Genomic DNA, 25,337 nt, shown 5'->3' with positions numbered 1-25,337 from the left:
GCACAGGAAATGGTTAAGGCGCTTGTCGGGGCCGGGGCAGATGGAACGCTGCGCGGTATCATGAAAGAGATCACGCTGAAGGATGATAAAGCGGCGACGATCAGGGCTGGGACACTTCAGGTCAGGGCCAAAACAGGCACCCTGAACTTTGTCAGCGCTTTAGCAGGGTATTTCAAAGCGTCAGACGGGCGTGATCTGGCCTTTGCGATTTTCGCTTCGGACGTGCCGCGCCGGGCTGCGCTGAAGGTCGAAGAGAAAGAGCGCCCCCGCGGCGCACGATCCTGGAATGGCCGCGCCAGACGGATGCAATGGGACCTGATCCGGCGCTGGTCGCTGGTACATACAGGCTAAGCGTTTTGCGTACAGGCGAAACCCTGACCCGTAACGATAAGGTGTTTATCGGGGTGATTGTCAGGTCGTGATATCGCAGAGGGTAAGGAGTTCTTAGCGAATGTTGGTTAGTGGGCTTAGTTGCTGTTCGTCCAGACTGCCAGACATTGACAACTTTTGGCACTCAAAGCCATCCTCGAAATTATGACTATTGCACTATTCAAACTCCGAAACGGTCATCTTTCTTTGGAATTCGAAGAAGATGACATTCCTGTAGTTGTGGAGGCAATTACAACCGTTTTCGGAAAAGCGGAACAAAAGCAGTTTCTTATAGCCGCCGAGGTTATATTTGGCGGAGCTACTTTCACCTTTCAAAACGAGTGGCAAAACCCCTGCTTGATCTCGTCCACGCATGAGGGCGATAGATGCCTTCGGCTGGTCCATGAGAGACTGAACACAGGCTAAAGCAGACTAAGAGAGTATTTTGAGCATGTAATTCTGCGCTTTGTGCGCCATTCGCTGCGATCCGCACGAACGGCAGCAATGCCGTTTTTCTTAAATTTTAGTCAGTTTCCCGAGAGGGGCGAGCCGGAGCGGAACCCGACCGGTCCGGCAATGGCTGCGGCGACACCGTTTTCCGCCGCCGAGGACAAGCCTCGGCTTTGCATCGCGATCCAAAACGGCGCCGCCTTAGCCATCCTCCGCTGACGCTTCGGTCCCTCTGATGAGGGATGCAGGCCCGGTCGCGTCCCGCTTTCCGTCGCCCATGAAGGCCGCGCGAGGCGCGGTCAGCGACAAGGAGGCACAACGCCCATGACCCAGCACGAACCCGAGACACGCTCCGCCACCCCGAACTTGGGCAATGGGCGCTTCGCCGCCCTCGCTGGGCAGCACCGCGCCCGGAACACCGAAGGACCAGACATAAGCACCAGCAACAATGGCGAGTGACACGATGACATAGAGAAACCTTTTCATGATTGGGCCTCATTGTTTTGTGTAGAAGACAGAAGCCGCGCCGCGTTGATCAGGCCGTCCCAGACAACATCCAAAGCCGTGCTAAGGGTCATGTCTTCTTCTTGTTGCCAAAGGAAAATCGTCGCCCCTATTGCGCTGGTGACACTGCCCGCGAGCGATGCAGCCGCTTGACGATTATCCAAACGCATGAGCAGCGTTTCAGTCAGCACACGACGCTCTGCGCCGAGAAGTCCTTCAAGGATTCCACGTGCTTTGTCATTTGACCGCAGAACATTTCCGACCATGCGAATAATATCTTGTCTTTCTGACAAGGCCGCGATGTGACTGTCCAGAAGCTGTTTGAGGTCTACCGCCAAAGGCCCAACTCCATCGCGCAAGGCGTCCATCTGCGCTTCAGTAAAGGCCGGTGGGTGACCGATCGCTGCGGCTTCTTTGTTTGGGTAGTAATTGAAGAACGTTCTCGTGCTGACGCCCGACTCCGCCGCGATCTCATCTGTTGTCACATTATCAAGACCGCTTTTCACGGCCAATTCCAGAGTAGCCCTCTGGATTTGAAGCGCAGTTTCTTGCCGCCTTCTTTCTCGTAACGAAAGTGTCATCAATCTAAACCTTGCATAGTCTGCAAAGTTTGCATACCAAGCACCCAAGCAACACGCAAGTCAAAGATTGGATAGAAAATGAAACATAGTGGAAAGATCGCCCTGCTCGTCGCCATCATCGGCGCAGTTGTTGCCGCATTGATACTGTTCGGAGCGCGGCTGGGGTTGTGGGAGCCGATTACCGGCTTTGGTCTTTATCGGACCTACTTCAATCCTTTGGCAGGGATCATTGCAGGCGTTGGGTTGCTCGCGTTGGTGATCCACCTGGTTCGCAAGGAAAAAACTCAAGCGACGCTTGGCGGTGTGGCAGCGATTGTCGGCGTGGCTCTGTTGATCCCCATGATCTCGAGCACGCTTAACCCGACGCCACGCGCAGCACCGATCCACGACATCTCGACCGATACAGCAAACCCGCCGGAGTTCGAAGTTCTCGATGACACACGTGCTGGGGCAAGCAATACACTTGAATATGGCGGGCCTGAATTGGCTGCAGCACAAGTCGCGGCTTATCCGGATATCGCATCGCTCGAAACAGACCTGTCCGCCGACGATGCGTACCAGCGCGCTTTGACTGTCGCCCAGGACATGGGCTGGGAGATCGTCGCGGCCGATGCGGAACGTCTTCGCTTTGAGGCAACCGCCCGCACGTCTGTCTTTTATTTCGCAGATGACGTCATAGTCGTCGTGACGCCTCAAGGCGACGGAAGCCGCGTCGATATGCGCGGTGTCTCACGGGTGGGGCGCAGCGACCAAGGCGTCAACGCGGCGCGTATCCGCGACTTTCAACAGCAGTTCCAAAACTAACCCATCAAGAAAGGACTGAGCTATGACAATCTCCCCTTCGATTTCCACCGCCCTGATCGCCGCTACTCTGGCGTCGTGGATCGCGCAACTTTCATTCGCTGACGCGCCCACCATTCAGACAGTGGGACCTGTGATCCACCTTGCGGACAACCTTGGCGAAGAAGCCTCGCTTGGTTGGTGCATCGACACCGAAGGCCGAGGCCTGAGCGACCAGCTGCATGCGCATTCCTGCAAACCGACCGGCGACGACGTGCTCTTCACCTACGCGGCTGATAGCGGCCTGATCCAATCGGCGACCTATGCGGACATGTGCATGGCCTATAACGCGCCGGATAACACCGAAAATCCGTTCGGACTGATTGCATGTGACGAAACGGATGAAGCCCAGCGTTTTACCTACGACGAAGCCAGCATGGAAATCCGTCTGGGCAACGATGGGGCGCAATGTGTGACGGTCGCCGCAACCATCGACGACGCTGGCCCTTTCCAATCGCGTGATCTCATCCTGACTACCTGTGACGGACTGGTGCCTAGCTTCAAGCAATGGGTCATTCGGCAATGATTCACTAACCCTGGGGTGCCCTCGCATCCAGACAGATACCTTTAACGCGAAGGACAGTTTCAATGACCAGTTTGACCGACAGCCCAGACCGCTACGGCCTTGTGAGCCGCCTTTTCCACTGGGGCATGGCCGCCCTGTTTGCTCTGCAATTCGCTTCTGCTGCAGCGCATTGGGCATTGCCGCGTGAAAACACATTGCGCGATGCCCTTTGGAGTTATCACGCTGATTTGGGCGTGACCTTGCTCCTTCTGGTGCTTTTGCGCGGTGCTTGGGGGCTCTGGAATCTCCGCAATCGGCCGACAGAGACGGGCCTTATGGGCTATGCAGCAAAGGCCGGGCATGCCGGGCTCTATGCACTCATGGTGATCGTTCCAGCACTCAAGATTATCGGGTCAGCGGGTGGAACGCGGGGCTTCAGCTATCTAGGTTTGCAGGTATTCCCCGCCCAGGACGCCGCTATAGCTTGGACAAAGACGATCTCAGACTGGCACGGAACATTGGGATGGATCCTCGCAGCAGTGGTGCTTGGGCACATTGGTGCTGCTATAGTTTGGCATCAGCTCGTCAAACGTGACGGTGTTCTAAAACGGATAGCGTGAGGGAACAGACCATTCAATGCTTACGACCCACTGCGGCATCCAAATCGGCAACGCGAAACCAGGGACTTTGAGAGATTGAAACGCACTTTGAAAGTCCTTGCGAAGCTGGTCGTTGCTTTCCTTGTTTTTGTCGTTGTGGCGCGGGTGTTATTCCCGTTACCGGACATTTCGACCCGCCAAGAGAGTGCTGCCATCCCAGCCGATCTGGAGACGCATCTTGGTGCCTCCTTCATTGATGCAGCCGCCCAACAGCCCGGCTTGACGGGCGTCATTCCCCTTCAAAGCGGATCCGACGCACTGGCAAGCCGACTTGAGCTCGCGGATGTGGCCGAGCGTTCAATTGATGCCCAGTACTATATCTGGCAGGACGATACGTCCGGCATCATGTTGCTGGACGCGCTGTATCAGGCGTCAAAGCGCGGCGCGCGTGTGAGATTGTTGCTGGACGACAACGGCGTACCAGATATGGATGACGTCATGGCCGCGCTGAACGCGCAACCCAATTTTGAAATCCGCCTCTTTAATCCATCCACGGTGCGCAGCCCCAAATTACTTGGGTACGCGTTCGATTTTTTCCGCATGAACCGGCGGATGCACAACAAATCCTTCATCGTTGATGGGGCTATCGCAATTGTCGGTGGGCGCAACATTGGCGATGAATATTTCGACGTTGGCGATGATGCCTTCTACATTGACTTGGATGTGCTTGCCGCCGGTGCAGTGCTTCCGGAAACAGCCGATATGTTCGACGCCTACTGGAACAGCGCATCAGTCTTTGAGGTTGAAACCATCATCGACGGTGAGGGTGACCTTTCAGCATTCGAAGACCGTGTCGCCGACGTTTTTTCGTCCTCTGAAGCAGAGACGCTCCTAGGAGATTTACAAAGCAGTGTGGATCAACATGCAAATGGCCAAATACCATTTGAGTGGACGACCGTGCGGCTTATCGCGGATGATCCGGCAAAAGGGCAAGGGACTGCAACAGCTGATCAACTGATGATCACGCAGTTGGGAGAAATACTTGGGAGTGTCGAAAACCGGCTGGATCTGGTGTCCGCCTATTTCGTGCCGGGTGTGCAAGGAACCACGTATCTGACCGACCTGTCAGAGGCAGGTATCGACGTTCGAATTCTCACGAATGCGATGAATACCACCGATGTCTTGATGGTCCATGCCGGATACACCAAGTATCGGCGCGAATTGCTGGAAGCGGACATATCGCTTTATGAGCTGAAATTGCGAGGCGACATGTCGTCTGAAGTTGATCTGCAAGTATTTCCGTTGGGCCTGTCGGGGGCCAGTCTGCATGCAAAGACATTCGCAGTCGATAGTGCGCGCGTTTTTATCGGATCATTCAATTTTGATCCCCGCTCGGCCAGACTGAATTGTGAAATGGGCTTTCTGATCGACAGCCCTACTCTCGCGGCGGAGTCGAACGAGCGCTTTGACGAACACCTAGAACTTGTCAGCTATCGGCCACAACTTACGCCCGAAGACAAGATGATCTGGCTTGAACTTCTCGAAGACGGCGAAACGGTGGTTTATCAAGAAGAACCCGGAGCGAGCTGGTTCCAACAGGTCGCCATCGTTTTGATAGGATTGCTGCCGATTGATTGACCGTCTGTGGATGGCTCCTGCATTGCAAGACATTTTTGACGTTTATTGCGGCGTTTAATCAGTACAGTCGTCTGTCCGGCCTGTTCATGTGGTGATCTGCCACTGGCCTTGATGATTTCCGCAAGCGAGGTTCCAATCGGCTTCACGGCCTTCGAGGGCCAACGTCATTCCCGGAGTGTCCTCGCTCTTGGTTGACTTAGTCCGCATCATCACGTCATGCGCCTTGCATCTCTGGCAGGTGTCCCGATCAGGTGACCGGCTGCCGGTAATTCTCCTGTCTCGTCAACATTGCCCAGATCACGCGCGCGGTTTTGTTTGCCATGGCAACTGTTGCAAGTCGAACCGGCTTTCCAGCGAGCATCCTCGCTGTCCAGATATCGACTTTCTCGGGATGGAGTTTTGCCATCAATGCGCGCGATGTCATGCCAACGATAAGAAGTTTCCTGAGGTAATGATCACCTTTCTTGGTAATCCGCCCAAGCCTCTCTTTGCCGCCACTGGACTTGTTGAGCGGGGTTAAGCCCAGCCAAGCGGCCAGATCTCGTCCGGTTTTGAACTGTTTGGCGTCGCCGACGGTCGCCACGATGGCCGACGCCGTAATTGGACCAATCCCAGGCACCTGCATCAGTCGGCGTGCGTTGGCATCTCGCCGAGCATGGCTCTCGATCAACTTGGAAAAGCCTTCAATTCGGGCGCTGAGCCCAAGGAGTTGATAACACAAGGTGCCGAGAACCCCGTTCGCCAGTTCGGGAATTTTAGGTTGATCACCGTCCAGGTGGCTTTTGGAAAAGCGGGCCACAGCCTCAACCCCGGTTGGGAGAACATAGCCAAACTCACGCAGCATCCCCCGTATCATGTTTGAGACCTGGGTTCTCTGGCGGACGATGAGTTCGCGCGTGCGGTGGGCGGTCAAAAGAGCTGGCTGGTCTTCGGTCTTGATCTCAACAAATCTCATCGTCGGGCGGCCAACCGCTTCGCAGATTGCCTCTGCATCCACTGCGTCGGTCTTTCCGCGTTTGACATATGGCTTGACGTAAGTTGCTGGCATCAAACGGACATCGTGCCCTAACTTGCGAAGTTCACGGCCCCAATGATGGGCCGAACCGCAGGCTTCCATACCGACCACACAAGGCGGTAGGCCCTCAAAGAACTCTAACAGTTTTGCGCGTTTGATCTTCTTGTTGAAGACCTTGTCGCCAGTCACAGAAACTCCGTGAACCTGAAAAACATTCTTGGCCAGATCCAGTCCTATGGTTTTTACTTGCATTGGGTGGCTCCTCTCAAAAGCAGATTTCGACACCTGCATTATGGCGCATTGCGACGCCGGGTGGAGCAGGAGCCATCCACTTCATCCGCTCAGTCGTGATGGGAACGCTGTCTTCAGCAACTTGCTCGCCGTTCACACGCATTTCGAACCAGTTGTCCGCCCAAACATCGGCGTCATAGGTCTCGGCGTATAGCGAAGACGTTTGGACAAGTGCCGAAATCAGTGTGATGGTCATCAGGCGCATGACGACCTCCAAAATGTCTATCTATTTTTTTATACTACGGACTTGCCACTCATTTCCGTCTGTTTTTTTTGGATAATCACAAAGAGCGTGCTTTCGCGCAGACACATCGAAGGTACACCTTGTCCGCAACCTGTGAGTTACCCTGAAAACCCTCGCTGCGAGGTGAACGAATGGCACCGATCCCCGCTGCCGCGCGGCGTCCCGAACTGAGCATCTGCAGCAAGTCTTGTGCTGCGAGCGCACGCAGCGAGAAAAGTCGATGGCCGGGTTGGGCTCTTCGCTGACCTTAGCTGCGATCCGTACGAACGGCGGCTTTCCCGCATTTCTGATTTTTGGGTCAATCTCGTTACGTGAAGGTCAAAGTCAACTGACGTTCAACAAAGAAGAAATGGTGCACCCGGCGCGATTCGAACGCGCGACCTTTCGCTTCGGAGGCGAATACTCTATCCAGCTGAGCTACGGGTGCCCTATTTTTTCCAACTGCTTACGCAGTGCTTACGTGAAACTTCGACCCGTTTGAACAGCGAATCCGATATCCGCCCAAGTCTTTGTTCCATAACCTCTTTCTTCCAGCACCCTTGACCTTCGCCAGACTTGACATCCGCCTTCGGAGGGCAGCGCTCTATCCAGCTGAGCTACGGGTGCGTTTGTCGTGATATAGCTTTGGGCGACAGGGGCCGCAATGCTCAATTTTGGATGTCTGTCTGAAGTCTATCGGGATCGGGTCTGAATGGCCTCAAGATAAAGGACGTGTGCAGTGCAAAAATTCGCAACCTTCACATCAAAACCGCCGCTTGAATGCGGCGGTCTGACGAAGCATCTCTCATGCGCAATGTTAAGAGGTTATGCCTGGAATTGAAGCGCTGAAGACGGCTTTCATACATAATCCATACCATAAAACCGGGTGAGTCGCAGCAACGGAATTCAGGCAAGATCAGAAACTGTCTGATCCCCCATCATTCTGCCAAGGCTTTACCAGATTGCCGAACCTTGTGAAGCGGCCTTCGAAGGACAGATCGACCGACCCAATCGGGCCATGTCTTTGCTTGCCGATGATAACTTCCGCTTTGCCGTGTACGGCTTCCATTTCCGCCTGCCAATTGGCCATTTTTTCCAATTCGTGATCACCGGGTTTTTCGCGCTCTTTGTAATATTCCTCGCGGTAGACGAACATCACCACATCCGCATCCTGCTCAATCGAGCCGGACTCGCGCAGGTCTGACAGTTGCGGGCGTTTATCGTCACGACTTTCAACCTGACGCGATAGCTGGGACAGGGCGATGACAGGGATGTCTAATTCCTTGGCGATGGCCTTGAGGCCTTGGGTAATCTCGGACACTTCGTTCACGCGGCTGTCTTTGGCGGTCGCAGGACGGACCAGTTGCAGATAATCGATGATCAGCACATCCAACCCGTGGGTCCGTTTCAGGCGGCGGGCGCGTGCGGCAAGCTGGCTGATGGGCAGGGCAGGCGTGTCATCGATATAGAGCGGGCAGGCTTCGAGCGCCTTGGCTGCCTCGACAAAACGGCGGAATTCCCCTTCGGTCATATCCCCGCGGCGGATTTGCTCGGATGGCACCTCTGCGGCCTCAGACAGAACACGTGCGGCAAGCTGTTCGGCGGACATCTCAAGGCTGAAAAATCCCACAGCGCCCCCTTCGATGGCGCCTTCCTGTCCATCTGGCATCTGACCTTTTTTATAGGCTTTGGCGATGTTGAACGCGATATTTGTCGCCAGTGAGGTCTTACCCATAGACGGGCGTCCGGCAAGGATTAGCAGGTCGGATTTGTGCAGCCCGCCTAGTTTTTTGTCCATATCCATCAGGCCGGTGGACACACCTGCCATGCCACCATCACGTTGGTAGGCGGCATTTGCGACATTAACAGCATCTGTTACGGCTTTGAGAAAGCTTTGAAATCCGGTTTCCGAGCGCCCATCTTCGGCCAATTTATAAAGCCGCTGTTCCGCATCCACGATCTGGCTTTTCGGATCGCTTTCCGTGTCAACAACACCCGCGCGGGAGGCAATTTCCTGTCCCAACCCGATTAATTCGCGTCGGATCGCCAGGTCATAGATCATCTGCGCATAATCGCGCGCGGCAAAGGCCGAAATCGAAGCACCTTGCAGCCTTACCAGATAGGCCGGGCCACCAAGTTCCTTCAGACCCTCATCTTCTTCGAAATACGGTTTGAGCGTGACGGGTGACACCAGCAGGTTCTTATGGATGCGGGCCGCTGATGTCTCGAAAATGCGGCGATGAACCGGATCAAAGAAGTGCTCTGGCGTTATAATAGAGGCGACTCGGTCAAAGACCTCGTTATTTGTCAAAATCGCGCCCAGAAGCTGTTGCTCAGCTTCAATGTTATGGGGTAACGCCCCGGTTTCATCTACATTTGTGCCCGTATTCGTCCCAGCGCTCGGCAGCGTACTCAGGTCATTCATGACCGTCCCTTTTGTTTTTTGAATGACCTGTCATCGCTGATCCGGAGCTGCGGTTCAATCTGGATATCCTGTGGATTGTCTGTGAGCTATTTTATTTTCCCTTATATTGCGCCCAAAGGGCGTACTGGGTCAAGATATAGTATTTTTGCGGTGATTTTTTTGCCTAGGTGGTAGATATTGGCTCATAGGTGTGAAACGTCACGCAACATTGACTCCATGCAGCGGGTTTTCTGAAAGTAGCTGTGTAGCTCTGTCAGGCAGTATTGGCCCAAACATCAAGCATCTCTGACCCTGACCGGACCTTCATTATGACAGCCACGAACTGGTAAGATTGGGACTAACCAGCCATTTGCTTCGAAAAAATAAATGTCCGCTTCCTGCAAAACATCGTGGGACACTTATGCTGGAAACGGCCCTGGAGCCATCATGGCGCGCCTTCCGTTCGGGAGTTGCAACGACTCGCTCCATTGTCTGGGAGACTGGCCATACATGCGTTTGAATTCTCTGCTAAACTGAGACGAGCTTACATAGCCCACATCCATTGCAGCTTCGTTTACGGTGGTGCCTCCTACAATCTTCATCGCGGCGCTGTTTAGACGCATAGATTTCACGAATTGAATGGGTGACATCGTGGTCGCCTGTTTGAATTTGCGGTGGAATACCGCGCGGCTCATCCCTACCTGTCCGGCCATGTCATCGATAGTGACCGGTTCATCGAGGTGGGAAGACAGGAACTTGATTGTCCGCGCAATTTCGTTGCCAACGCCGAATGCACGCCTTGCCGATGCTCCCGCTTCTCCTTTCAGAATTGCGTAGTACAGCTCGCGAAGGCGACCGTCGGCAAGCACCTCCGCGTCAACCCTGCTATCCCCCAGTTGCAGAAGACGCAACAACGCCTCGGTGAACATGGAGTCCCACCCGGCCAGTGTAAGCCCATGCGAGACTTGGCCGCGATTGGAGGGGCCGACAGCACCGACAGAAGTCTCTATCTCGATAGCCAATTCAGCCATCACGCGCGTCTCCAGCGAGACAAGTACACCCAGGAGAGGATTGTCTGGTGAGGAGGCGGGCGTTCCAGCTTCCACAGGCATGGACATAGGGCAACACATGTATCGACTGCTATCGTACACATACCGCCGACCGTCCAGAACGGCCTCCTTGGCGCCACTCACAATCGCGACCACGCACGGTTGGTACACGGCCGGAGCACAAGGAATTGAGTTGATCACGCGAAAGAGTTGCACGCCCTTCAAGCCGGTTTCAACCATCCCGGCCTCACCGACCCGGTTCTCAATAATCTGTGCGATCTGTTGCTTACTCATACTGATCACCTTGCACGGCAGAGCCTCAATCTCAATCCCGTTGATACGAATAGGCAACTATTCGAGACGATCTCGCCTAATAAGCGGGTCCCGTGAGATATACCTATAGCTCTAAGGGAAAACGGCAAACCGTTGTTTTTAGGAGATGCTGACATGGCAGGCAAAGCATTTGGACCAAAGGGCTGGACACCGGAACGTCTCGCCTCGTTGTCCGGCAAAACATATGTCATCACCGGTGCGACCACCGGGATCGGATACGAGGCCACACGCGTGTTCCTGTCAAAGGGCGCGCGTGTTGTGATGTTGAACCGAAACGGCATTGCGTCAGCAGCCGTCATCGCCAAGATGAAGGAAGAGTTTGGCGATAACGCTGAGATTTCTTTCATCCACTTGGATTTGTCCATGATGAGCTCCGTACGGCTCACAGCAGCGGCTGTAATGGAGAAAGTTCCTCCCATAGACGCACTTATCTGCAATGCCGCCATCTCGGCGGTGGCCAGGCAAGAGATCACCATAGACGGCTTCGAAAGCCACTTGGGCGTCAACTACATCGGGCATTTTCTATTATGCGCATTGCTCTTCGATCAGATTGAGCAGTCGAAGGGGCGTATCGTGCTTGTTGGCAGCGAAGGCTACAAAATGGGACTGAAGCGAATTCAGTTTGAAGATCTCAACTTCGACAAAAACTACCATCCTCTGAACACCTATGCTCATAGCAAATTGGCGCTGATGATGTTCGGTTACGAGTTGCAACGCCGAATTCTGACTGCGGGGAAGAGTGTTCAGGTTCAGGTTTGTCATCCCGGTTATTCACGTACGGATTTGTTGAAGGGCGACAATATCTACCGCCCGATGAAGATCGTCACGACACTGGTGTCACCTATCATCGGACAATCCGCCGAGAAAGGGTCCTGGCCCATAGTGCTATGCGCTACCGAACAGAACCTGAAGTCCGAGGCTCTATACGGTCCAACAAAGCGGTCCAATTTTGTAGGCCCAGTCGATCAATGCGATCTCGCGGAGCATGCTCTCGATCCGGAAGCCGCAACAGAGCTCTGGTCAGTCTCAGAGCGGATGGCATCCGCAAATTGGTCTCCGTAGAGCGGTATCATGGCTCCGAACAAGCAGGTCCAATATCAACTTGAACACTTCTATCCCGGGTTCGATCGGCAAAGGTTCTGGGACTTGTTTGTCGACCATGTCGCCTGGTCGAAGTCGGACATCTTGCCGGGAGAGATTTCCATCGTCAAAGCGGGCAAGGGCCACACCCAGGGTGAGGGTGCCGTGCGATCCGTCGTGTCCGGGTCGATGATCATCATTGAGGATGTCGTCGGTTTCCAGTCACCGGAGTATTTCAGTTACGCCTCCCGCAATGGCGCAATGCCGGTGAATGATTTCGCTGGCGAACTGTTCCTTGAACAACGGCCTGACGGGCTACTCGCGAGATACAGGGGTGGCTTCAATCCGAAGTATTTCGGGACCGGCTGGCTTTTTCGTGTCATTTTTCGCAGAGCACAGAATTCAGTCCTCCGGAGCCTCGGGAAGGCTTACGAAGGACGCTATGGAAGCGGGATCGATCGCGGTGTGAAACCTGACTAAGCCGACGCATTTGATACAATCAGACAATTCTCAGAGATGATCGCGCCTATTTCAAAAGGCCTCTGAGAGTTATCTGCAGCGTCAAGACAAACGAAAGACACAAGTCGCCAGTCAGCGCTGGCAGGAGAAAGAAAATGGCTGATACAACATTCGGACCGCAAGGCTGGACACCGGAGCGCCTGGGTTCACTGGAAGGCAAAACCTATGTCATTACGGGTGCCAATGCCGGGGCGGGATTTCAGGCTGCGCGCACGCTCCTCACCAAGGGCGCCAAGGTGGTGATGCTGAACCGCAGTGCCGACAAATCAAAGGCCGCCATCGCCGAATTAAAGGAAGAGTTCGGGCATGAGGCCGATGTGAGCTTCGTCCGCATGGACCTTGCTTCGCTGGCCAGCGTGCGCGAAGCCGCTGAAGAAGTCCTGAAAACCGTCCCCCGTATCGATGCGCTCATGTGCAATGCGGCGATCGCGCAGGTGCCGACGCAGCAGTTCACCGTAGACGGCCATGAGAGCATGCTGGGCACGAACCACTACGGACACTTCCTACTTTGCGGCCTGCTCTTCGAGCGGATCGAAGAGTCGAAGGGCCGGATCGTTGTGGTCAGCAGCCTTGGCTACAACATGGGGATCAAAGCCATTCAGTTCGATGACATGAATTGGGACAAGAACTACCACCAGAACAGGACCTATTCCCAAAGCAAGCTGGCGCAGATGATGTTCGCCTACGAGCTGCAGGATCGGTTGGCCGCTGCGGGCAAGACGGATGTCGAAGTTTACGTCTGCCACCCCGGCTCATCACGGACATCGCTGATCACCACCAGCGGTAATTTCGCGACACGGATCATGTTCAAACTCATGTCCCTTTCGCCGATGGTGCAATCGGCCGAGAAAGGTTCGTGGCCAGAAGTAATGTGTGCAACAGAGAATGGTCTGGAACAGCGAGCTCTCTACGGCCCCACGGGTCGCATGGAATTCGTCGGGCCGGTCGGCAAGGGCACGCTTCACCACCACGCATATGATAAGCACGTTATGGCAAAGTTGTGGGAGTTGTCTGAAAAGGCGACCGGGTTCATCTGGGCGCGATGATTACATCACATGCCGCACAGCCGACATTGGTGCGTGGTGCAGCATCAAGAAATTTGGGCTCGAACCGGACCTTAGCTGCGATCAATAGGAACGGCAGCTTACCCGATTTTCTCATTTTTGGGTCAGTTAGTGAAATGAAGGTCAAAGTCATCTGACGTTCGGCATTTCGGACGTTTCCTCAGCATCTGGAGCCGAAGCAGCCCAGCGGTTGAGCCATGCAAGTCCAGCCAGTGCCAGGCCAAGGGCCAATAGCGAGAACACGCGCGTCAGGCCTTGCAGGCCCGAGATATCGATGAAGAACACTTTAATCACGCTTAGCCCAATCACGATCATCGCCGCGCGACGCAGCAGGGCCGACTTGCGCGCAATCGCTTGATACAAAAGCAGCGCGCCCGTGAGGATCAAGATGACCGTGTAGCTGTACAGTTCGGGCTGTGTGGTGCCGGGCACGGACAAATCCGCCCCGCGCCAGAAATGTCGGATTGCGAACCCAACATAGAGGGCCACCAATCCAACAGCGCCCGCGTTGAACCCGATCAATACCCAGCGGGGCAGGTGGGTCAGATACCGCGCTGCGGCGGCAAAAAGTAGCGCGGGCAGAATGTAGGCCAGCAATAGCGTATTGGCGATGATCGGCCCCAGCACTGGCTCCGCCCAATCCATCAAAGGATTGCCAATGGTCAGAGCGGCAAGCAGGAATATGCAGCCGATGGCACTCAGCAGGATACCCAAAACCAGCCGCACCTTGGCCAATACGCCGCCAGCCTGCATCCGATAGAATTGTGCCATGCCGAGGATAAACCAGACCATAGCCGCCAAGCTTAGGAACCAATGACTGATAAGGTTGTCTCCATCAGTGTCGGTTGTAGTCCAACGCACCAGTAACAAAGTGCCGAAAATAGCCGCGTTCGACCAGAGCGCGGATTCCAACACGATCACCGTCACAGGCCGCTTAAATGGCGCAATCAGATATTGCGTTGCAAAAAGTGCGGCAAGGCTGCCAACATAGACCACCAGAAGCTCGATCAGTGGCGCGTCATAGCCCCAGAACAAGCCGGGATCAAACACCAGCCTGTAACCAATGATCAAGGCCATTGCTTGCATGAACCAGCCTAAAGCGGGCAGGTTGAATTTGCGATCTAACAGGCCAGCGGCAACCATTGTCACCGCAAGCGCGAGCGTCAATGTGGCAGAGCTGAGGATCAACGCGAAGGCCAAGGCAATCATCGACAGGCTTGCCAGCATGGCGAAGGAAGCACGCAAACGGTGATCCGGGCCGTCCTGACGGGCAAAGCGTTCGGCCAGCAACATCATGGCGATGGATAATGCAGCGGCATGTAAGGCCGTCGGGTAAGCCCCGATAACACGCGACGGGGCCCATATAAATTCCAGAACAACAAGAGTGACAGGGGCTATCCCCGCAGCCGCAGCACCCCATTGCATGCGCCACCGGGGCCGGGACAGGCTGCGGATTGCAGCGCACAGGCTCATCAGGGTGCCGGCTGCAAACAGAAGGCTGGCCTCTTTTGGCATGGGGGTCTCGGGCGGCCTGCTGGCAGCGTTTTGAAAAGCTTCAAAGGCGGGGCCATACTGATTGGCTTCGGCCATAAGTATTCCAAAGAAGGCAAGCGCGGGTAGTGCCGCCAGATCTGACAGGGCAGGGGCATCACGTAGCCACAGGGCAAACCCTGCAAACATTGCCACAAGGACCGCCATCGCGGTCCAGAAGTTGGACGCGTCGTTCGTATAGATCCACCAAATTGTACCAACCGCTGCAATCGTGGTGCCGCTGGTCAAACGGGTTGGAAACTCCGGCCATTTATTTCCAGAACGGGCTGCAAACAATTGGTACGTCAACGGGCCGTCATGGGTTGGGTTAAGCTGTAGGACAGGTATTGCGATACTGGCGGCGACCATAACGGCGATCACCAGCATATAAGCCTGCGCCCCGCCAACGCCGGAATACAGCATCCAGCAGCTTACAAATCCAAGCACCAGCGCCAGAACGGAAACCCATGCCCAGCGGCGCAGGGCATCGACCGCCAACCCGATCAGTGTGACCAGCAGAAAGTAACCATAGAGCCAATAGGGCGCTTCGCTCTCTCCACCGACCAGAAATGGCGCGACCATCGCGCCGGCAATGCCAACAGCGGCCAGCAATGGGCCATGAAACCACCCCAGAACAATCGCCAGAACCGCAGTTGCCACCATGCCGACAAATGCCATTTCCGGACCAATCAGATCGTACAGCATCCGGGCTGACAGAATAGCTGCAAACAAAGCAACCAGCCCCGCGCCCGAGAAGGTCGAGGGCAGATAGGCGGTCGCCACGTCCTCGCCATCGCCGTAGCGCTTGCGAATGAACTCCCCCGCACCGATCAGCGCGCCGCCAAAGGCAAGGGCCGCAGTGACCCGTGCCGTCGGGGGCAGCAGGCCGTTTTCCATCCCGTATTGCACAAGGAAGATCCCCGCCAACCCAAGAGAGACGGCCGAGATCGCGTAAAACCAGTTGTTCAGCAGCCAGACCCTGAAGGCCTCAAACCTGTTCGCAGTGAATACGACTGGCCCGTCTACAGGGACGGGAGCGTCTCGTGGGCTGCGCAGCTTCAGTTATGACTGTATCCTGCATATTCGTCTGCGCAGGGGCCGGGGTGTCCGCAGCCGGCGCGGGCATGTTGGGCGCATCACCCGTTTCAACTTGGAGCGCTGCATCCTGCGCCCCTGTCTCAACCGGGGTTTGCATTGCTGCATCTGGCGTGCCGCCGCTTTCAGCCTGCCGTGCTGCTTGCTGGGCTGCAATATGTTTCAGAAGCGTTGTGAGTCGCTGTTCTTGCTTGGCAAACTTGGTCGCAAGATCGCGATAGCGGAAAAACAGATAGATCAACCCGGCAAATAGCGCTGCCAGTATAATAAAGGCGACTACAATTGCACCGATGATCAACTCGTCAAACACGCCACGCGTCCGCTGTCCAGTCCCATTCCGCCACAAAGGAATGCCTATTATTCAGGCAATCACAAGAGATATATTATGTGACGGCCGGTTTAGTTAAACGCGGTAGCGGTGCTAGGCGTCTATAAAGCCCAGCTTTTCCAGTGCTTCGCGTGCTGTGGTGCGGATAGAACGGTCATCGCAGAACACATCATTGTTGAGCTTCGCAATCGTGGTGTGCAGGCATTTTGCAGCCGTCTGCATAAGGATGAATTGCGGCACGTCGCTATCTGGCATCGCCAGAATGCTTTCGGCCGTGACAGGCCGATCTGTTAAATAGTCTTTCATATGTCCCCCGACACGTTTCACCCTTGGCGCGTGGCGATGACGCTAAATGCTTTGCCCAATGGCGCAAGCATTTTTTTGTGCCGTGAAGGAAATAGGCGAAATTCGTTGTGGATAAGCCGTTAAAAATTTTTGGGCCGAATTTTACTCTTTTGAGGAATTTCGGGCGGGTAAACCTGACTTGTTAATGAGGCCATCTTAATGCACAATTTTTATGCATACTGTGAAAAGCTTATTGGTGCTACCCACCGATTTTTAAAACTAATCGCATATTTATATTAGGAGCATACGAATGCCTACAACGGTAAATGATCAGGCCTATGGTGGTGATTTTGATCCAGGCTTCCCGCCAACACTCCCGGCTTCTGTGACGGTAATATCAATCTCTTTGCTCGATTTTGATGATGACGGGTTAATAACCGCGAATGGCACCGATCAGGTGAATGGCAGCGATGTCACTCAAGTATTTAATGGCGATACCGTTACAATTGGTGGCGTGGTAATAGAGGGCGCTACTATATATACGGCAGATGGCGCGCGGTATTTCACGCCCACCGACAGCACTGTACTGGTTCCGGGAACGGTCACAGATACAGGTTTTGTAAACACATCTACTCAACTCACCCTTGCCAGTCTTGGCCCGCCTTGCCTGGTTGAAGGCACCCGTATCGAGACGATCGATAAGGATAAATGTGTCGAAGACCTAGAAGTCGGTGATCTCGTCAAAACCTACGACCGCGGATATCAACCGATCCGCTGGATTGGGCGGCGAAAAGTTCCGGGCGTTGGGAATTTTGCCCCAATCTGCTTTTCAAAAGGCAGCATTGGCAATGTGCGCCGGCTACGGATGTCGCCGCAGCATAGAATGATGGTATCGGGCTGGAAGTGCGAGACATTGTTTGCCGAACCAGAGGTTCTATGTGCGGCAAAGCATTTATATGATGGCGATCAAATCTATACTGACCCCTGTGAGACAGTGACTTATTATCATCTTATGTTTGATCAACATGAGATCATTTTTGCAGAAGGCGCCGCGACAGAAAGCTTTTTCCTGGGCGACTATGGCGCCAGAGCAGATCGTGAAACCCGCGAAGAAATAGAAGCTCTTTTTCCCGAACTTCCGGCAAGTGCCTTGGGTGTATATTTGGCCGCCAGACCCTTCCTTAAGGGGTTCGAAGCTGAATCGCTGAAAGCGTAAAACCGACCAAAAATTAATGTAACAGAGCCCTGCAAAGCAGCACCCGATCCGCCACGATCATCAGCGCGATCGCAAATGGCGGTATTGGGCTTTTGCTGACCCGGGGCGATCATCACTCAGAAGGATCGGGAAGAGGTCAGCCATTAACATCATCCCCATTATTCTGATGATTATGTTGCTGGATAGTTTTCTGGCTGGTTGCGTCGACGGCTTATCATCGGTAACGATAGAAGCCATTAGTGGTGGGGACTGCTATCGGTAATGAGTTTTGTGGAAGTGAATACATATGGCCCGCCTGTCTGCAGACACCTTAAAGGTGCACCCCGATTGTGATGTAACAGATTGTCAGTTTGGAAAATTCGTTGAAATAGGGCGGGGCAGCCGCCTGACCCATTCAGACATCGGGGATTATTCTTATTGTGATCGATACGCTGATATTGCCAATGCAAATATCGGGAAGTTTTCCAACATCTCCAGCTTCGTGCGGATCGGGGCAACGGATCATCCGCTAAGCTGCGCGTCGCTGCATCATTTCATGTATCGCTCGGATGATTACTGGGATGATGCCACGGCGGACGAGGCGTGGTTCGAACACCGCAAGTCGCGCCGTGCGATTATCGGCAACGATACATGGATCGGGCACAACGCGCAGATCAAACCCGGTGTCAGCCTGGGGCATGGGGTGGTCGTGGCCTCTGGTGCGATTGTGACCAAATCCGTGCGGCCCTATACGATTGTGGCAGGCGCTCCGGCCAAGACATTGCGCCAGCGCCAGCCTGACAATATCGCCGAACGGCTGATGTCCTTGGCGTGGTGGGACTGGAGCCACGAGGATATTCGCGAAGCGCTTGTGGATTTCCGGACCCTGAGGGCGGAGGAGTTTCTGGACAAGTATGAAGGACAGTAGCCCTTAGTGCAGTCGATCCAGCTTTAGGGCTTGTGCGGCTGTGACGGCGGTTTCGGGGTCTTTGCCATCCCATCTGATCATCAGCAAAGACTGATCGCCGGCATCTGAAAATGATAGGGTGATTTTACCCGTTTCATAGCGCGCGCTGGCCCAGTCCAAAGTTTTGCTGCCGGGAATATCTCTTTCTGCCAGCGCTTCCATCACCAGACGCTCTGCGCGTCTGTCGGTATTTTCCCAGGAATGATCATTCGCGGCGGCTGTGATCCATGTCTCGTAGGTATTTCGCGGGAACCGCCATGCGCCGAAATCGCCGTGCCATTCCACGAAGGGATCATCGACCATGATATCTGCGACATAATCGTTGCACCCGATGATGCCACAACTGCATCGACCGATCCGGGTTTTGCCACCTGCAAGCAGCATTGGTTGCGAGAATAGATCGGGCGGATCAAGGCCCATTACTCCTTTCAATGCGTCGAGAATATCCGCGCCATTGATCAGAATTCTTGCCTCATGATCTCCCGCTTCGGGCGACGGGGTAATGGCAAATTCAAGGGAGCGGACAATGGGTCTCATATCGCTTGCTAGCAAATCCCTATCGGCGGGTCGAGAGATTTGGCTAAGGCGCTGCCCACCGCACGCTGGTATAATAAAACCTAAACGCCTTTGCGCTAAACCGCCCCTCGACGTCAAAACGTGGTTACAGATTTCCGTCCGGTATGGCAGCCGGGGATATGCGGAACACCTGACAATCATGCATGAACCGGGGCCTTTGCCCCAAAGGTGCAGGGGTAGCGCCCTGTCTGGCATCAACCGCACCGGCGGCGCCGCCTTTCTTTGCAACAGTACCGAGATAGCCCCAGCCCGCAGCGTCCCACTGCCGTGGGCCTTTTTGGCGTGGGTTAGGGAAGGTCGGGCGCAGCTTGGCGTTTCCCCTCTGGCCATGTCTTGGCGCTGTTACTCTGCCTCAAGGGTTAGTGTGACCCGGTCGCCTGCGAACCATGTGTGGCCGAACTCGACCGGAGTGCCATGCAGGTCAGCGTTGATGTTGACCGTTCGCAGGATCGGTGTGCCTTCGCGGATGCGCAGGTGCAGGGCTTGGGTCGCGGTGGCGAGTTTTGCGGTCAGTCGGGTTGAGATGCGTGTGTAATCAGACACGCCGCACGCCGCGAGCGCTGCGGTTACAGAGCGCGTTTCGCGCAAAACGTCCGGCAAAGCAGCAAGCCGAGCGGCTGGAAACACGCTGCGAAAGACAGCGATTGGCTGGGCATAGGCCAGTGACAGGCCCTCATAGGCATGGACCTTCGCGCCGTCTTTCAATCCAAGGTGGCAGGCTTCTTCGGCCATGGCTGTGCGGGTCTCTAGGGACAGGATTTCCTTGGTTGGCAGATGTCCGGCTGCGCGCAGGTTTTGGTGAAAGCGGACTCGTGTGCCGATGGGGTACTCGGTTGGTGTATGGCTCACGAAGACGCCCGCGCCGCGGCGGGGTAGAACCAGACCATCCTCGGTCATTGCAGCCAATGCGTGTCGCACTGTATGGCGGTTGACGCCGAACCGCGTGGCCAGCTTGGCCTCGGTCGGTAGCTTTTCTCCCTTGGTATATTGGCCTGACGCGATGTCATTGGCCAGGGTCCGGGCAATGGATTTCCAGATCGGTGTGCGGGGCATGTCATCAAAGCTTCATCAAAGGGGGATTGTGCGACTCGCAGCACAGTTTTATAATTTGTCTAGTTGTATATAAATACGAATAAGATGTCTATATGGGCAATGCAGTGAACAGACAGAGATGGATGTCGCTATTGGCGAAAGCACCAGCGGCAGCATTGGATGAGCTTTGGGCTGGGCTTTGTATAACGCCCGCATATAATTTGCTGCGCCCGCCTGACATTATGGTGCGGGGACGGGCAGGCGGCACAGGTGCGCCCTTCAATCTGCGCGAGATGACCGAGTCTTCGCAGGACGAGAAATTCGTTTTGTATAGCGCGGATAATATTCAGGCAGAACTTGCACTGATCCGCAAGCTGCGCCGTAACGCAGAAAAAGCCGTGCGGGAGGCTGCGGAATGATCCGCTTAGTCCCCCGTTCTGGCGCGTTCGCGGGCGCGGGCGAGCCACGGGTCAATCTCCGGCTCTGGCAATTCTGCTTTGACGGCGGGTCCGCGACGCAGTCTCTTCCAAAGCAGGTTGGCAAGTATTTGCAGCACGAAGACCACAACGGCAAATCCAAGCACAAACATCATGATCGAGCCAAAGGTGAAATCAATATTCATGCACCAGCTGTCCCCTTCCGGCGGAAACAACATGGCCCGCAAGGGGCTGATAACTTCACTGCAACTCTGGCTGGTCAGGCTCATAATTCATCCCTTCCTCAATATACCCAATATCGGGGAAATATCCCCATTTGGCTATTGAAACCATTTGAAAACAAAAAGTTTTCAATTCCACCCCACGCAATACACATAAACACTTTGGCAACATTTTTCCAGATGGAAGTGACAAACCCATGACTGATCACAATTTTGCCTATCTTGATGAGCAGACCAAGCGAATGATCCGGCGGGCTATTGTGAAAGGTCTGGCGATCCCAGGCTATCAGGTGCCATTTGCCGCGCGCAAGATGCCGATGCCTTATGGCTGGGGCACGGGCGGGGTGCAGGTGTCGGCCGCGACCCTGACGCCAGAGGATACGTTCAATGTCATCGATCAGGACACGGATGATACAACCAACGCGGTTTCAATCCGCAAGTTCTTCAAGAAGACCGCAGGTGTGGACGTGACCGGTTTCGCCCCGAAAGCGGCCTGATGGCCGGGCGTCTGATTGCCGTTGTTGGCCCTTCAGGGGTCGGCAAGGACAGCGTTATGGCAGGGCTGGCGGCCCGCCGCCCTGATCTGCATCTGGTGCGCCGTATGATCACGCGTGCCGCTGATGCAGGGGGCGAGCCGTTTGAGCCGGTCAGCGAAGATGAGTTTGTCAGGCTGCGCGACACAGGCGCGTTTGCGCTTTGCTGGTCCGCTCATGGTTTGTCCTATGGCATTCCGGGCGGCGTGCAGGATGTGCTGACCGAAGGTCGTGACGCGCTGGTCAACCTGTCGCGCGGTGTGCTGGTGCAGGCGGCAGAGGTCTTTCCGGGGCTGTTGATCCTCAACCTGACCGCAAGCGCCGATGTTCTTGCCGCGCGGCTTGCGGCGCGGGGGCGTGAGGCATCTGACGATGTGAAACGCCGCCTTGCCCGTGTTGCACAGCCTTTGCCCACGCATCTGCCCGTAACAGAGGTGCCCAACAATGGTGCGCTTGAAACGACCATAACCGAGGCGCTGCGCGCGCTTTATCCGGAAAGGGTGTAGCGTTGGATCTCGTGGAAAAAACCGTCCTGTGCTTCCCCGGCAAGGGTCAGCGTGTCCAGCTGAAAGGGCTGCTCCAACATTGGGGCCAGTACCGGGGCGAGGGCGCGTTCAACCTCCAACGCCATCTCGGGCGTCAGTTTGCCCGACAGGGTGATGTGAAAGCGGAATTCCTCCATCACATAGGGATAGCCCCATTTGCACAGCAAAGCGTCCTGTCGAGGGGTAAGGTCGGCTTGCCTGCGTCGCGCCAACTCGGCCTGCGAAGGCGCGGCGCGAAACCGATCCAGCCGGGTCACAACGCGCCCCGCCAGCATCGCCAGATCGCTTATGTCGTCGGGCTGGCTCAGTTGGGGCGTCAGGGCCAGAAAGCTGCCGATCCAGCTGAGCTGCAATCGCCTCATGGCCACCGGGCGGCACTCTGCCGCCAGCGCAGCCACCGCTTGCATCAGGGCATCCGCATGCGTGCCCTCCGCCAGCCGGAAGGGTGGTTTCAGCGTTCCGTGCAAGCCGTATTTGCGTGGCGTGGCGGTGATGTCTGTGATGGGCACCGACAGCCCGTCAACCTGCGGGTGGGGGCAGGTCTGCCCTGTCGCCATATCCCAGCCCAGCCAGCCTGCGCCAAAATCGGCCAGTGCGCCGGGCGGCGGTGTGTAGTAGATCGCATAGCGGTTGAACTGCATCACGCCCCTCAGTTTTTCCGTCTTCCTTGCCAAGCGAATGTGACACTTTCATGACTCAGACTTTTGCCCTTGCCAATGCCATGCTTGTCTTACCCTCCGAAACTGTGCGTGGCGCAGTTTCGGTGCGCGATGGCAGGATCGCCGACATCTCGACTGGGGCTTCGGTGCCCAAAGGGGCAGAGGATTGCGACGGCCAGTTTATTGCCCCCGGTCTGATCGAATTGCATACCGATAATCTGGAACGCCACATTGCCCCACGGCCCAGAGTGGACTGGCCCCATATGGCCGCGATTGTGGCCCATGACAGCGAATTGGCGGGCACGGGCATCACCACGGTTTATGACGCGATGCGGGTGGGGTCTATCCCGACCGGCAAGACGCGCTACACGAAATACGCCCGCAACCTTGCCAATGAGCTTTTGGGGTTGCGCGCATCGGGTGGTTTGAAAATCAGCCATTTCCTGCATCTACGCGCGGAAATCTGTTCGGAAACGCTGATCCCCGAGCTGGCCGAATTCGGGCCGGAAGACCGGGTTGGCCTTGTTTCGCTGATGGATCACACGCCGGGGCAACGGCAGTTCCGCGATATGACCCAGATGAAAAACTACGTCATGGGCAAGAACAATCTGAGCGAGGATGAATTTGGCGATCACGTGGACATGCTGAAGGCCCTGCGCGACTGTGTGGGGGCGGCGCACGAGGCTGCGGCCGTGGCCGAGGGCCATCGTCTGGGGGCCGTGCTTGCCAGCCATGATGATACCACGGCGGATCACGTGGCGACTTCCCGCGCCAATGGCGTTGCCGTGGCAGAGTTCCCCACCAGCGTCGAGGCCGCACAGGCCTGCCGTGATCACGGGATCGCGGTGATCATGGGGGCGCCCAATCTGGTGCGGGGCGGGTCTCATTCGGGCAATGTTGCGGCGTCCGAGCTGGCCCAATTGGATTTGCTGGACATCCTGTCCTCTGACTATGTGCCTGCTGCCTTGTTGATGGGGGCAGTCCAACTGGGCCAGATCTGGGGGGATATGTCGAAGGGGCTTGCCACCGTCACCGGAACACCAGCCCGCCACATGGGCCTTCAGGACCGCGGCCGCCTGCAACCCGACCACCGCGCGGACCTGATACGGTTCCGTATGATCAATGACACCCCGGTTTTAAACGGTGTCTGGTCCAACGGCAGGCGGGTTGGTTGAGGGTTTTGTCTGCCAGCGACTGGGACAGTTTGTTTTTGTAAGGGAGTAGATCGCCCCTTAATCATGCTAAAAATTTGATCCGGACAAACCAAAATGTTTGTGCGGTTGAGATTTTTTGAAAGGCGAATGTAGTTATTGCTGTAGGACAACCTTAAAGTCAGCTTTGGTTCTTCCGCTATTGTTTTTTGCTTTCTGGCGACCGCTTGTTTCGCGTGGAATAGAGCAATCACGTATGACAGCGATTGGCATCGGTCCTGTCTCGCCCGTTGCCAACAACGACACTTCTGAGGGCCAAGCGCGCAACCGTCGGGTGGAGATGGTTCTGAAATGACCTGATCATCTTTGCTGGCCTCAAGACTGCTGGGGCATTCCACGTCGTGCCAGACGTCAGACACCTTTGACCTTTGCACCGCAACAGTGACCCAGATCGAAACCGGACCTCGATCATTCGCGCGGTTAGCGGCAGGAATGAGGCCACTTTACTGATTTACTGTGCTGCGACCAAAATCTGCTTTTGGTGACTTTGTTGTGAAAGCTTTGCTTCCGGGTATAGGACACCAGAGCTTTAAGAAGGCAGTTACGCTTTGCATGCATTCACGAAAGCCTCAAAAGCGCTCCAGATATCAGCGCTGGCTTGGCTGCGTTTCGGATGGATCAGCACGAATTCGAATTCCTGACCTTCATTGGCCGGCAGCTGGCTGACAACTTCATTGGCATAAACGTCGATCGTCGTCCGGGGTGATCTGGGCGAAAAGTTATGTTGTGCCGACTCCAGCTCTACGCCACCATGCATCGTCGCATTTGCTCCGGCGCCCATGACCCCTTTTGACAACGGCGCTTGCGCGCCGTGAACCTTGACGGTTTGATCATACTGCAATTTCGACGCGTCAAACTGTGCGCTGAACAAGTCGATCGTCGAAATGTTGCGGCGGCTGATGTGAAAATAGTTGTTGAAGTAAAGTATACGGATGTTGCAATTCGCCCCAGCAATCAACAACCCTGAATCGTCGTCTTGATACTGGGCCACTGCCCGCAAAGCATCCAGGGTTTCGGGCACGGACACAGCATTTTTTTGCCCGCCACTGGCTTTTTCTTTTAGCAGCCGGGTAATATTGTTGAAACAAGCTACCTGCGCCGGAGGGTCGTCAGATTTTTCCTGGCAAGTTAACATCAAGGCAGATAGCGGAAACTCTGTTCCATCGACGTTTAACATTTGCTCAGCTTTAACGGCGCTCGCCAAAATCCCGAGCGACATTGCAAAACCACATATCAGCATCTTCATTTATTGTACTCCG

27 protein-coding genes, 1 tRNA gene and 2 pseudogenes are annotated in these 25,337 nt (G+C 55.3%); 15 read left to right on the top strand and 15 right to left on the bottom strand.

Annotated elements, in window-relative coordinates; genetic code table 11:
• Positions 1-9 precede the first annotated feature (9 nt).
• The gene (locus ACZ1HF_RS06200) at positions 10-351 is read left to right on the top strand and encodes a D-alanyl-D-alanine carboxypeptidase (protein WP_472656679.1); all 342 of its coding nucleotides are present in this window, start codon (positions 10-12) and stop codon (positions 349-351) included.
• A 669-nt stretch (positions 352-1,020) separates the two neighbouring features.
• Here the strand turns inward: ACZ1HF_RS06200 and ACZ1HF_RS06195 are convergent.
• Together ACZ1HF_RS06195 and ACZ1HF_RS06190 are read right to left on the bottom strand one after the other, a co-directional pair.
• Complete coding sequence (locus ACZ1HF_RS06195) at positions 1,021-1,305, bottom strand: hypothetical protein (protein ID WP_472656678.1); 285 nt, start codon at positions 1,303-1,305, stop codon at positions 1,021-1,023.
• On the bottom strand, positions 1,302-1,904 hold the full coding sequence (locus ACZ1HF_RS06190; RefSeq protein WP_472656677.1) for a TetR/AcrR family transcriptional regulator: 603 nt from the start codon (positions 1,902-1,904) through the stop codon (positions 1,302-1,304). The genes ACZ1HF_RS06195 and ACZ1HF_RS06190 overlap by 4 nt, the downstream gene beginning before the upstream one ends.
• Before the next feature lie 78 nt (positions 1,905-1,982).
• On the opposite strand from ACZ1HF_RS06190, the gene ACZ1HF_RS06185 reads away from it, so the two are divergent.
• From ACZ1HF_RS06185 to ACZ1HF_RS06170, 4 genes are all read left to right on the top strand, one after another.
• On the top strand, positions 1,983-2,708 hold the full coding sequence (locus ACZ1HF_RS06185) for a DUF1499 domain-containing protein (protein ID WP_472656676.1): 726 nt from the start codon (positions 1,983-1,985) through the stop codon (positions 2,706-2,708).
• Positions 2,709-2,730: 22 nt separating this feature from the next.
• Complete coding sequence (locus ACZ1HF_RS06180) at positions 2,731-3,270, top strand: hypothetical protein (protein WP_472656674.1); 540 nt, start codon at positions 2,731-2,733, stop codon at positions 3,268-3,270.
• Positions 3,271-3,332: 62 nt separating this feature from the next.
• Complete coding sequence (locus ACZ1HF_RS06175) at positions 3,333-3,869, top strand: cytochrome b (RefSeq protein WP_472656673.1); 537 nt, start codon at positions 3,333-3,335, stop codon at positions 3,867-3,869.
• A gap of 75 nt (positions 3,870-3,944) precedes the next feature.
• Positions 3,945-5,486, top strand: a complete 1,542-nt coding sequence (locus tag ACZ1HF_RS06170; RefSeq protein ID WP_472656672.1) for a phospholipase D-like domain-containing protein — start codon at positions 3,945-3,947, stop codon at positions 5,484-5,486.
• A gap of 247 nt (positions 5,487-5,733) precedes the next feature.
• Here the strand turns inward: ACZ1HF_RS06170 and ACZ1HF_RS06165 are convergent, their stop codons facing one another.
• From ACZ1HF_RS06165 to ACZ1HF_RS06145, 5 genes are all read right to left on the bottom strand, one after another.
• Positions 5,734-6,753 carry an IS110 family RNA-guided transposase gene (locus ACZ1HF_RS06165; RefSeq protein ID WP_472655593.1) on the bottom strand — a complete coding sequence of 340 codons (1,020 nt, stop codon included), beginning with the start codon at positions 6,751-6,753 and terminating at the stop codon, positions 5,734-5,736.
• A gap of 13 nt (positions 6,754-6,766) precedes the next feature.
• Positions 6,767-6,997 (bottom strand): hypothetical protein, encoded by a 231-nt coding sequence (locus ACZ1HF_RS06160; RefSeq protein WP_472656671.1) that lies wholly within the window; start codon positions 6,995-6,997, stop codon positions 6,767-6,769.
• A 389-nt stretch (positions 6,998-7,386) separates the two neighbouring features.
• Positions 7,387-7,463: transfer RNA gene (locus ACZ1HF_RS06155), tRNA-Arg, on the bottom strand.
• 468 nt (positions 7,464-7,931) lie between these two features.
• Complete coding sequence (locus ACZ1HF_RS06150) at positions 7,932-9,440, bottom strand: replicative DNA helicase (RefSeq protein WP_472656670.1); 1,509 nt, start codon at positions 9,438-9,440, stop codon at positions 7,932-7,934.
• Positions 9,441-9,838: 398 nt separating this feature from the next.
• Positions 9,839-10,762: an AraC family transcriptional regulator gene (locus tag ACZ1HF_RS06145; RefSeq protein ID WP_472656669.1), complete on the bottom strand. Its 924-nt coding sequence runs from the start codon at positions 10,760-10,762 to the stop codon at positions 9,839-9,841.
• 153 nt (positions 10,763-10,915) lie between these two features.
• On the opposite strand from ACZ1HF_RS06145, the gene ACZ1HF_RS06140 reads away from it, so the two are divergent.
• From ACZ1HF_RS06140 to ACZ1HF_RS06130, 3 genes are all read left to right on the top strand, one after another.
• The gene (locus ACZ1HF_RS06140; protein ID WP_472656668.1) at positions 10,916-11,863 is read left to right on the top strand and encodes an SDR family oxidoreductase; all 948 of its coding nucleotides are present in this window, start codon (positions 10,916-10,918) and stop codon (positions 11,861-11,863) included.
• Positions 11,864-11,872: 9 nt separating this feature from the next.
• Positions 11,873-12,361, top strand: coding sequence for an SRPBCC family protein (locus ACZ1HF_RS06135; RefSeq protein ID WP_472656667.1), 489 nt, complete (start codon positions 11,873-11,875; stop codon positions 12,359-12,361).
• A 134-nt stretch (positions 12,362-12,495) separates the two neighbouring features.
• Complete coding sequence (locus tag ACZ1HF_RS06130) at positions 12,496-13,446, top strand: SDR family oxidoreductase (protein WP_472656666.1); 951 nt, start codon at positions 12,496-12,498, stop codon at positions 13,444-13,446.
• Between the two features lie 147 nt (positions 13,447-13,593).
• Here ACZ1HF_RS06130 and ACZ1HF_RS06125 read toward each other — a convergent pair whose 3' ends face one another.
• From ACZ1HF_RS06125 to ACZ1HF_RS06115, 3 genes are all read right to left on the bottom strand, one after another.
• Positions 13,594-15,963 carry a DUF2339 domain-containing protein gene (locus ACZ1HF_RS06125; RefSeq protein WP_472658990.1) on the bottom strand — a complete coding sequence of 790 codons (2,370 nt, stop codon included), beginning with the start codon at positions 15,961-15,963 and terminating at the stop codon, positions 13,594-13,596.
• A gap of 19 nt (positions 15,964-15,982) precedes the next feature.
• The gene (locus ACZ1HF_RS06120) at positions 15,983-16,399 is read right to left on the bottom strand and encodes a hypothetical protein (RefSeq protein ID WP_472656665.1); all 417 of its coding nucleotides are present in this window, start codon (positions 16,397-16,399) and stop codon (positions 15,983-15,985) included.
• A gap of 111 nt (positions 16,400-16,510) precedes the next feature.
• The gene (locus ACZ1HF_RS06115) at positions 16,511-16,723 is read right to left on the bottom strand and encodes a hypothetical protein (protein WP_472656664.1); all 213 of its coding nucleotides are present in this window, start codon (positions 16,721-16,723) and stop codon (positions 16,511-16,513) included.
• A gap of 289 nt (positions 16,724-17,012) precedes the next feature.
• On the opposite strand from ACZ1HF_RS06115, the gene ACZ1HF_RS06110 reads away from it, so the two are divergent.
• From ACZ1HF_RS06110 to ACZ1HF_RS06100, 3 genes and pseudogenes are all read left to right on the top strand, one after another.
• Positions 17,013-17,918 (top strand): Hint domain-containing protein, encoded by a 906-nt coding sequence (locus ACZ1HF_RS06110; RefSeq protein WP_472656663.1) that lies wholly within the window; start codon positions 17,013-17,015, stop codon positions 17,916-17,918.
• Positions 17,919-17,947: 29 nt separating this feature from the next.
• Positions 17,948-18,158: pseudogene (locus ACZ1HF_RS06105) on the top strand (phosphonate ABC transporter, permease protein PhnE); the annotation flags it as partial.
• Between the two features lie 46 nt (positions 18,159-18,204).
• On the top strand, positions 18,205-18,825 hold the full coding sequence (locus ACZ1HF_RS06100; RefSeq protein ID WP_472656662.1) for a DapH/DapD/GlmU-related protein: 621 nt from the start codon (positions 18,205-18,207) through the stop codon (positions 18,823-18,825).
• A gap of 3 nt (positions 18,826-18,828) precedes the next feature.
• On the opposite strand, the gene ACZ1HF_RS06095 is transcribed toward ACZ1HF_RS06100, so the two are convergent.
• Both ACZ1HF_RS06095 and phnF read right to left on the bottom strand, forming a co-directional pair.
• On the bottom strand, positions 18,829-19,401 hold the full coding sequence (locus tag ACZ1HF_RS06095) for a hypothetical protein (RefSeq protein WP_472656661.1): 573 nt from the start codon (positions 19,399-19,401) through the stop codon (positions 18,829-18,831).
• A gap of 381 nt (positions 19,402-19,782) precedes the next feature.
• A complete protein-coding gene (phnF, locus tag ACZ1HF_RS06090; protein ID WP_472656660.1) occupies positions 19,783-20,493 on the bottom strand; it encodes a phosphonate metabolism transcriptional regulator PhnF in 711 nt (236 codons plus the stop codon).
• A gap of 92 nt (positions 20,494-20,585) precedes the next feature.
• On the opposite strand from phnF, the gene ACZ1HF_RS06085 reads away from it, so the two are divergent.
• On the top strand, positions 20,586-20,891 hold the full coding sequence (locus ACZ1HF_RS06085) for a phosphonate C-P lyase system protein PhnG (protein ID WP_472656659.1): 306 nt from the start codon (positions 20,586-20,588) through the stop codon (positions 20,889-20,891).
• Between the two features lie 5 nt (positions 20,892-20,896).
• Here ACZ1HF_RS06085 and ACZ1HF_RS06080 read toward each other — a convergent pair whose 3' ends face one another.
• Positions 20,897-21,178 (bottom strand): hypothetical protein, encoded by a 282-nt coding sequence (locus ACZ1HF_RS06080; RefSeq protein WP_472656658.1) that lies wholly within the window; start codon positions 21,176-21,178, stop codon positions 20,897-20,899.
• Positions 21,179-21,327: 149 nt separating this feature from the next.
• Here ACZ1HF_RS06080 and ACZ1HF_RS06075 point away from each other — a divergent pair.
• Both ACZ1HF_RS06075 and phnN read left to right on the top strand, forming a co-directional pair.
• Positions 21,328-21,624: pseudogene (locus tag ACZ1HF_RS06075) on the top strand (alpha-D-ribose 1-methylphosphonate 5-phosphate C-P-lyase PhnJ); the annotation flags it as partial.
• Between the two features lie 2 nt (positions 21,625-21,626).
• Entirely contained in the window at positions 21,627-22,169 is a 543-nt protein-coding gene (gene phnN / locus ACZ1HF_RS06070; RefSeq protein WP_472656657.1) for a phosphonate metabolism protein/1,5-bisphosphokinase (PRPP-forming) PhnN, read from the top strand.
• Here the strand turns inward: phnN and ACZ1HF_RS06065 are convergent.
• Positions 22,151-22,849: a DUF1045 domain-containing protein gene (locus ACZ1HF_RS06065; protein WP_472656656.1), complete on the bottom strand. Its 699-nt coding sequence runs from the start codon at positions 22,847-22,849 to the stop codon at positions 22,151-22,153. The two genes, phnN and ACZ1HF_RS06065, sit on opposite strands and share 19 nt — an antisense overlap.
• Positions 22,850-22,899: 50 nt before the next feature.
• Between ACZ1HF_RS06065 and ACZ1HF_RS06060 the strand changes: the two genes are divergently transcribed.
• The gene (locus tag ACZ1HF_RS06060; RefSeq protein WP_472656655.1) at positions 22,900-24,042 is read left to right on the top strand and encodes an alpha-D-ribose 1-methylphosphonate 5-triphosphate diphosphatase; all 1,143 of its coding nucleotides are present in this window, start codon (positions 22,900-22,902) and stop codon (positions 24,040-24,042) included.
• 577 nt (positions 24,043-24,619) lie between these two features.
• Here the strand turns inward: ACZ1HF_RS06060 and ACZ1HF_RS06055 are convergent.
• Entirely contained in the window at positions 24,620-25,324 is a 705-nt protein-coding gene (locus tag ACZ1HF_RS06055) for a hypothetical protein (RefSeq protein WP_472656654.1), read from the bottom strand.
• Between the last annotated feature and the right edge of the window lie 13 nt (positions 25,325-25,337).

It is taken from the genome of Litoreibacter sp. GN1-5, assembly GCF_055693805.1.
Note: the sequence above shows the minus strand (reverse complement) of the source record. Positions and strands in the feature narration are given on the sequence as shown.

What these genes read in the sequence shown, in the direction of transcription:
- ACZ1HF_RS06200 (WP_472656679.1), top strand. Translation starts at nt 10, where the DNA reads ATGGTTAAGGCGCTTGTCGGGGCCGGGGCAGATGGAACGCTGCGCGGT.
- ACZ1HF_RS06195 (WP_472656678.1), bottom strand. Translation starts at nt 1,305, where the DNA reads ATGAAAAGGTTTCTCTATGTCATCGTGTCACTCGCCATTGTTGCTGGT.
- ACZ1HF_RS06190 (WP_472656677.1), bottom strand. Translation starts at nt 1,904, where the DNA reads ATGACACTTTCGTTACGAGAAAGAAGGCGGCAAGAAACTGCGCTTCAA.
- ACZ1HF_RS06185 (WP_472656676.1), top strand. Translation starts at nt 1,983, where the DNA reads ATGAAACATAGTGGAAAGATCGCCCTGCTCGTCGCCATCATCGGCGCA.
- ACZ1HF_RS06180 (WP_472656674.1), top strand. Translation starts at nt 2,731, where the DNA reads ATGACAATCTCCCCTTCGATTTCCACCGCCCTGATCGCCGCTACTCTG.
- ACZ1HF_RS06175 (WP_472656673.1), top strand. Translation starts at nt 3,333, where the DNA reads ATGACCAGTTTGACCGACAGCCCAGACCGCTACGGCCTTGTGAGCCGC.
- ACZ1HF_RS06165 (WP_472655593.1), bottom strand. Translation starts at nt 6,753, where the DNA reads ATGCAAGTAAAAACCATAGGACTGGATCTGGCCAAGAATGTTTTTCAG.
- ACZ1HF_RS06160 (WP_472656671.1), bottom strand. Translation starts at nt 6,997, where the DNA reads ATGCGCCTGATGACCATCACACTGATTTCGGCACTTGTCCAAACGTCT.
- ACZ1HF_RS06150 (WP_472656670.1), bottom strand. Translation starts at nt 9,440, where the DNA reads ATGAATGACCTGAGTACGCTGCCGAGCGCTGGGACGAATACGGGCACA.
- ACZ1HF_RS06145 (WP_472656669.1), bottom strand. Translation starts at nt 10,762, where the DNA reads ATGAGTAAGCAACAGATCGCACAGATTATTGAGAACCGGGTCGGTGAG.
- ACZ1HF_RS06140 (WP_472656668.1), top strand. Translation starts at nt 10,916, where the DNA reads ATGGCAGGCAAAGCATTTGGACCAAAGGGCTGGACACCGGAACGTCTC.
- ACZ1HF_RS06135 (WP_472656667.1), top strand. Translation starts at nt 11,873, where the DNA reads ATGGCTCCGAACAAGCAGGTCCAATATCAACTTGAACACTTCTATCCC.
- ACZ1HF_RS06130 (WP_472656666.1), top strand. Translation starts at nt 12,496, where the DNA reads ATGGCTGATACAACATTCGGACCGCAAGGCTGGACACCGGAGCGCCTG.
- ACZ1HF_RS06115 (WP_472656664.1), bottom strand. Translation starts at nt 16,723, where the DNA reads ATGAAAGACTATTTAACAGATCGGCCTGTCACGGCCGAAAGCATTCTG.
- ACZ1HF_RS06110 (WP_472656663.1), top strand. Translation starts at nt 17,013, where the DNA reads ATGCCTACAACGGTAAATGATCAGGCCTATGGTGGTGATTTTGATCCA.
- ACZ1HF_RS06100 (WP_472656662.1), top strand. Translation starts at nt 18,205, where the DNA reads ATGGCCCGCCTGTCTGCAGACACCTTAAAGGTGCACCCCGATTGTGAT.
- ACZ1HF_RS06095 (WP_472656661.1), bottom strand. Translation starts at nt 19,401, where the DNA reads ATGAGACCCATTGTCCGCTCCCTTGAATTTGCCATTACCCCGTCGCCC.
- phnF (WP_472656660.1), bottom strand. Translation starts at nt 20,493, where the DNA reads ATGCCCCGCACACCGATCTGGAAATCCATTGCCCGGACCCTGGCCAAT.
- ACZ1HF_RS06085 (WP_472656659.1), top strand. Translation starts at nt 20,586, where the DNA reads ATGGGCAATGCAGTGAACAGACAGAGATGGATGTCGCTATTGGCGAAA.
- ACZ1HF_RS06080 (WP_472656658.1), bottom strand. Translation starts at nt 21,178, where the DNA reads ATGAGCCTGACCAGCCAGAGTTGCAGTGAAGTTATCAGCCCCTTGCGG.
- phnN (WP_472656657.1), top strand. Translation starts at nt 21,627, where the DNA reads ATGGCCGGGCGTCTGATTGCCGTTGTTGGCCCTTCAGGGGTCGGCAAG.
- ACZ1HF_RS06065 (WP_472656656.1), bottom strand. Translation starts at nt 22,849, where the DNA reads ATGCAGTTCAACCGCTATGCGATCTACTACACACCGCCGCCCGGCGCA.
- ACZ1HF_RS06060 (WP_472656655.1), top strand. Translation starts at nt 22,900, where the DNA reads ATGACTCAGACTTTTGCCCTTGCCAATGCCATGCTTGTCTTACCCTCC.
- ACZ1HF_RS06055 (WP_472656654.1), bottom strand. Translation starts at nt 25,324, where the DNA reads ATGAAGATGCTGATATGTGGTTTTGCAATGTCGCTCGGGATTTTGGCG.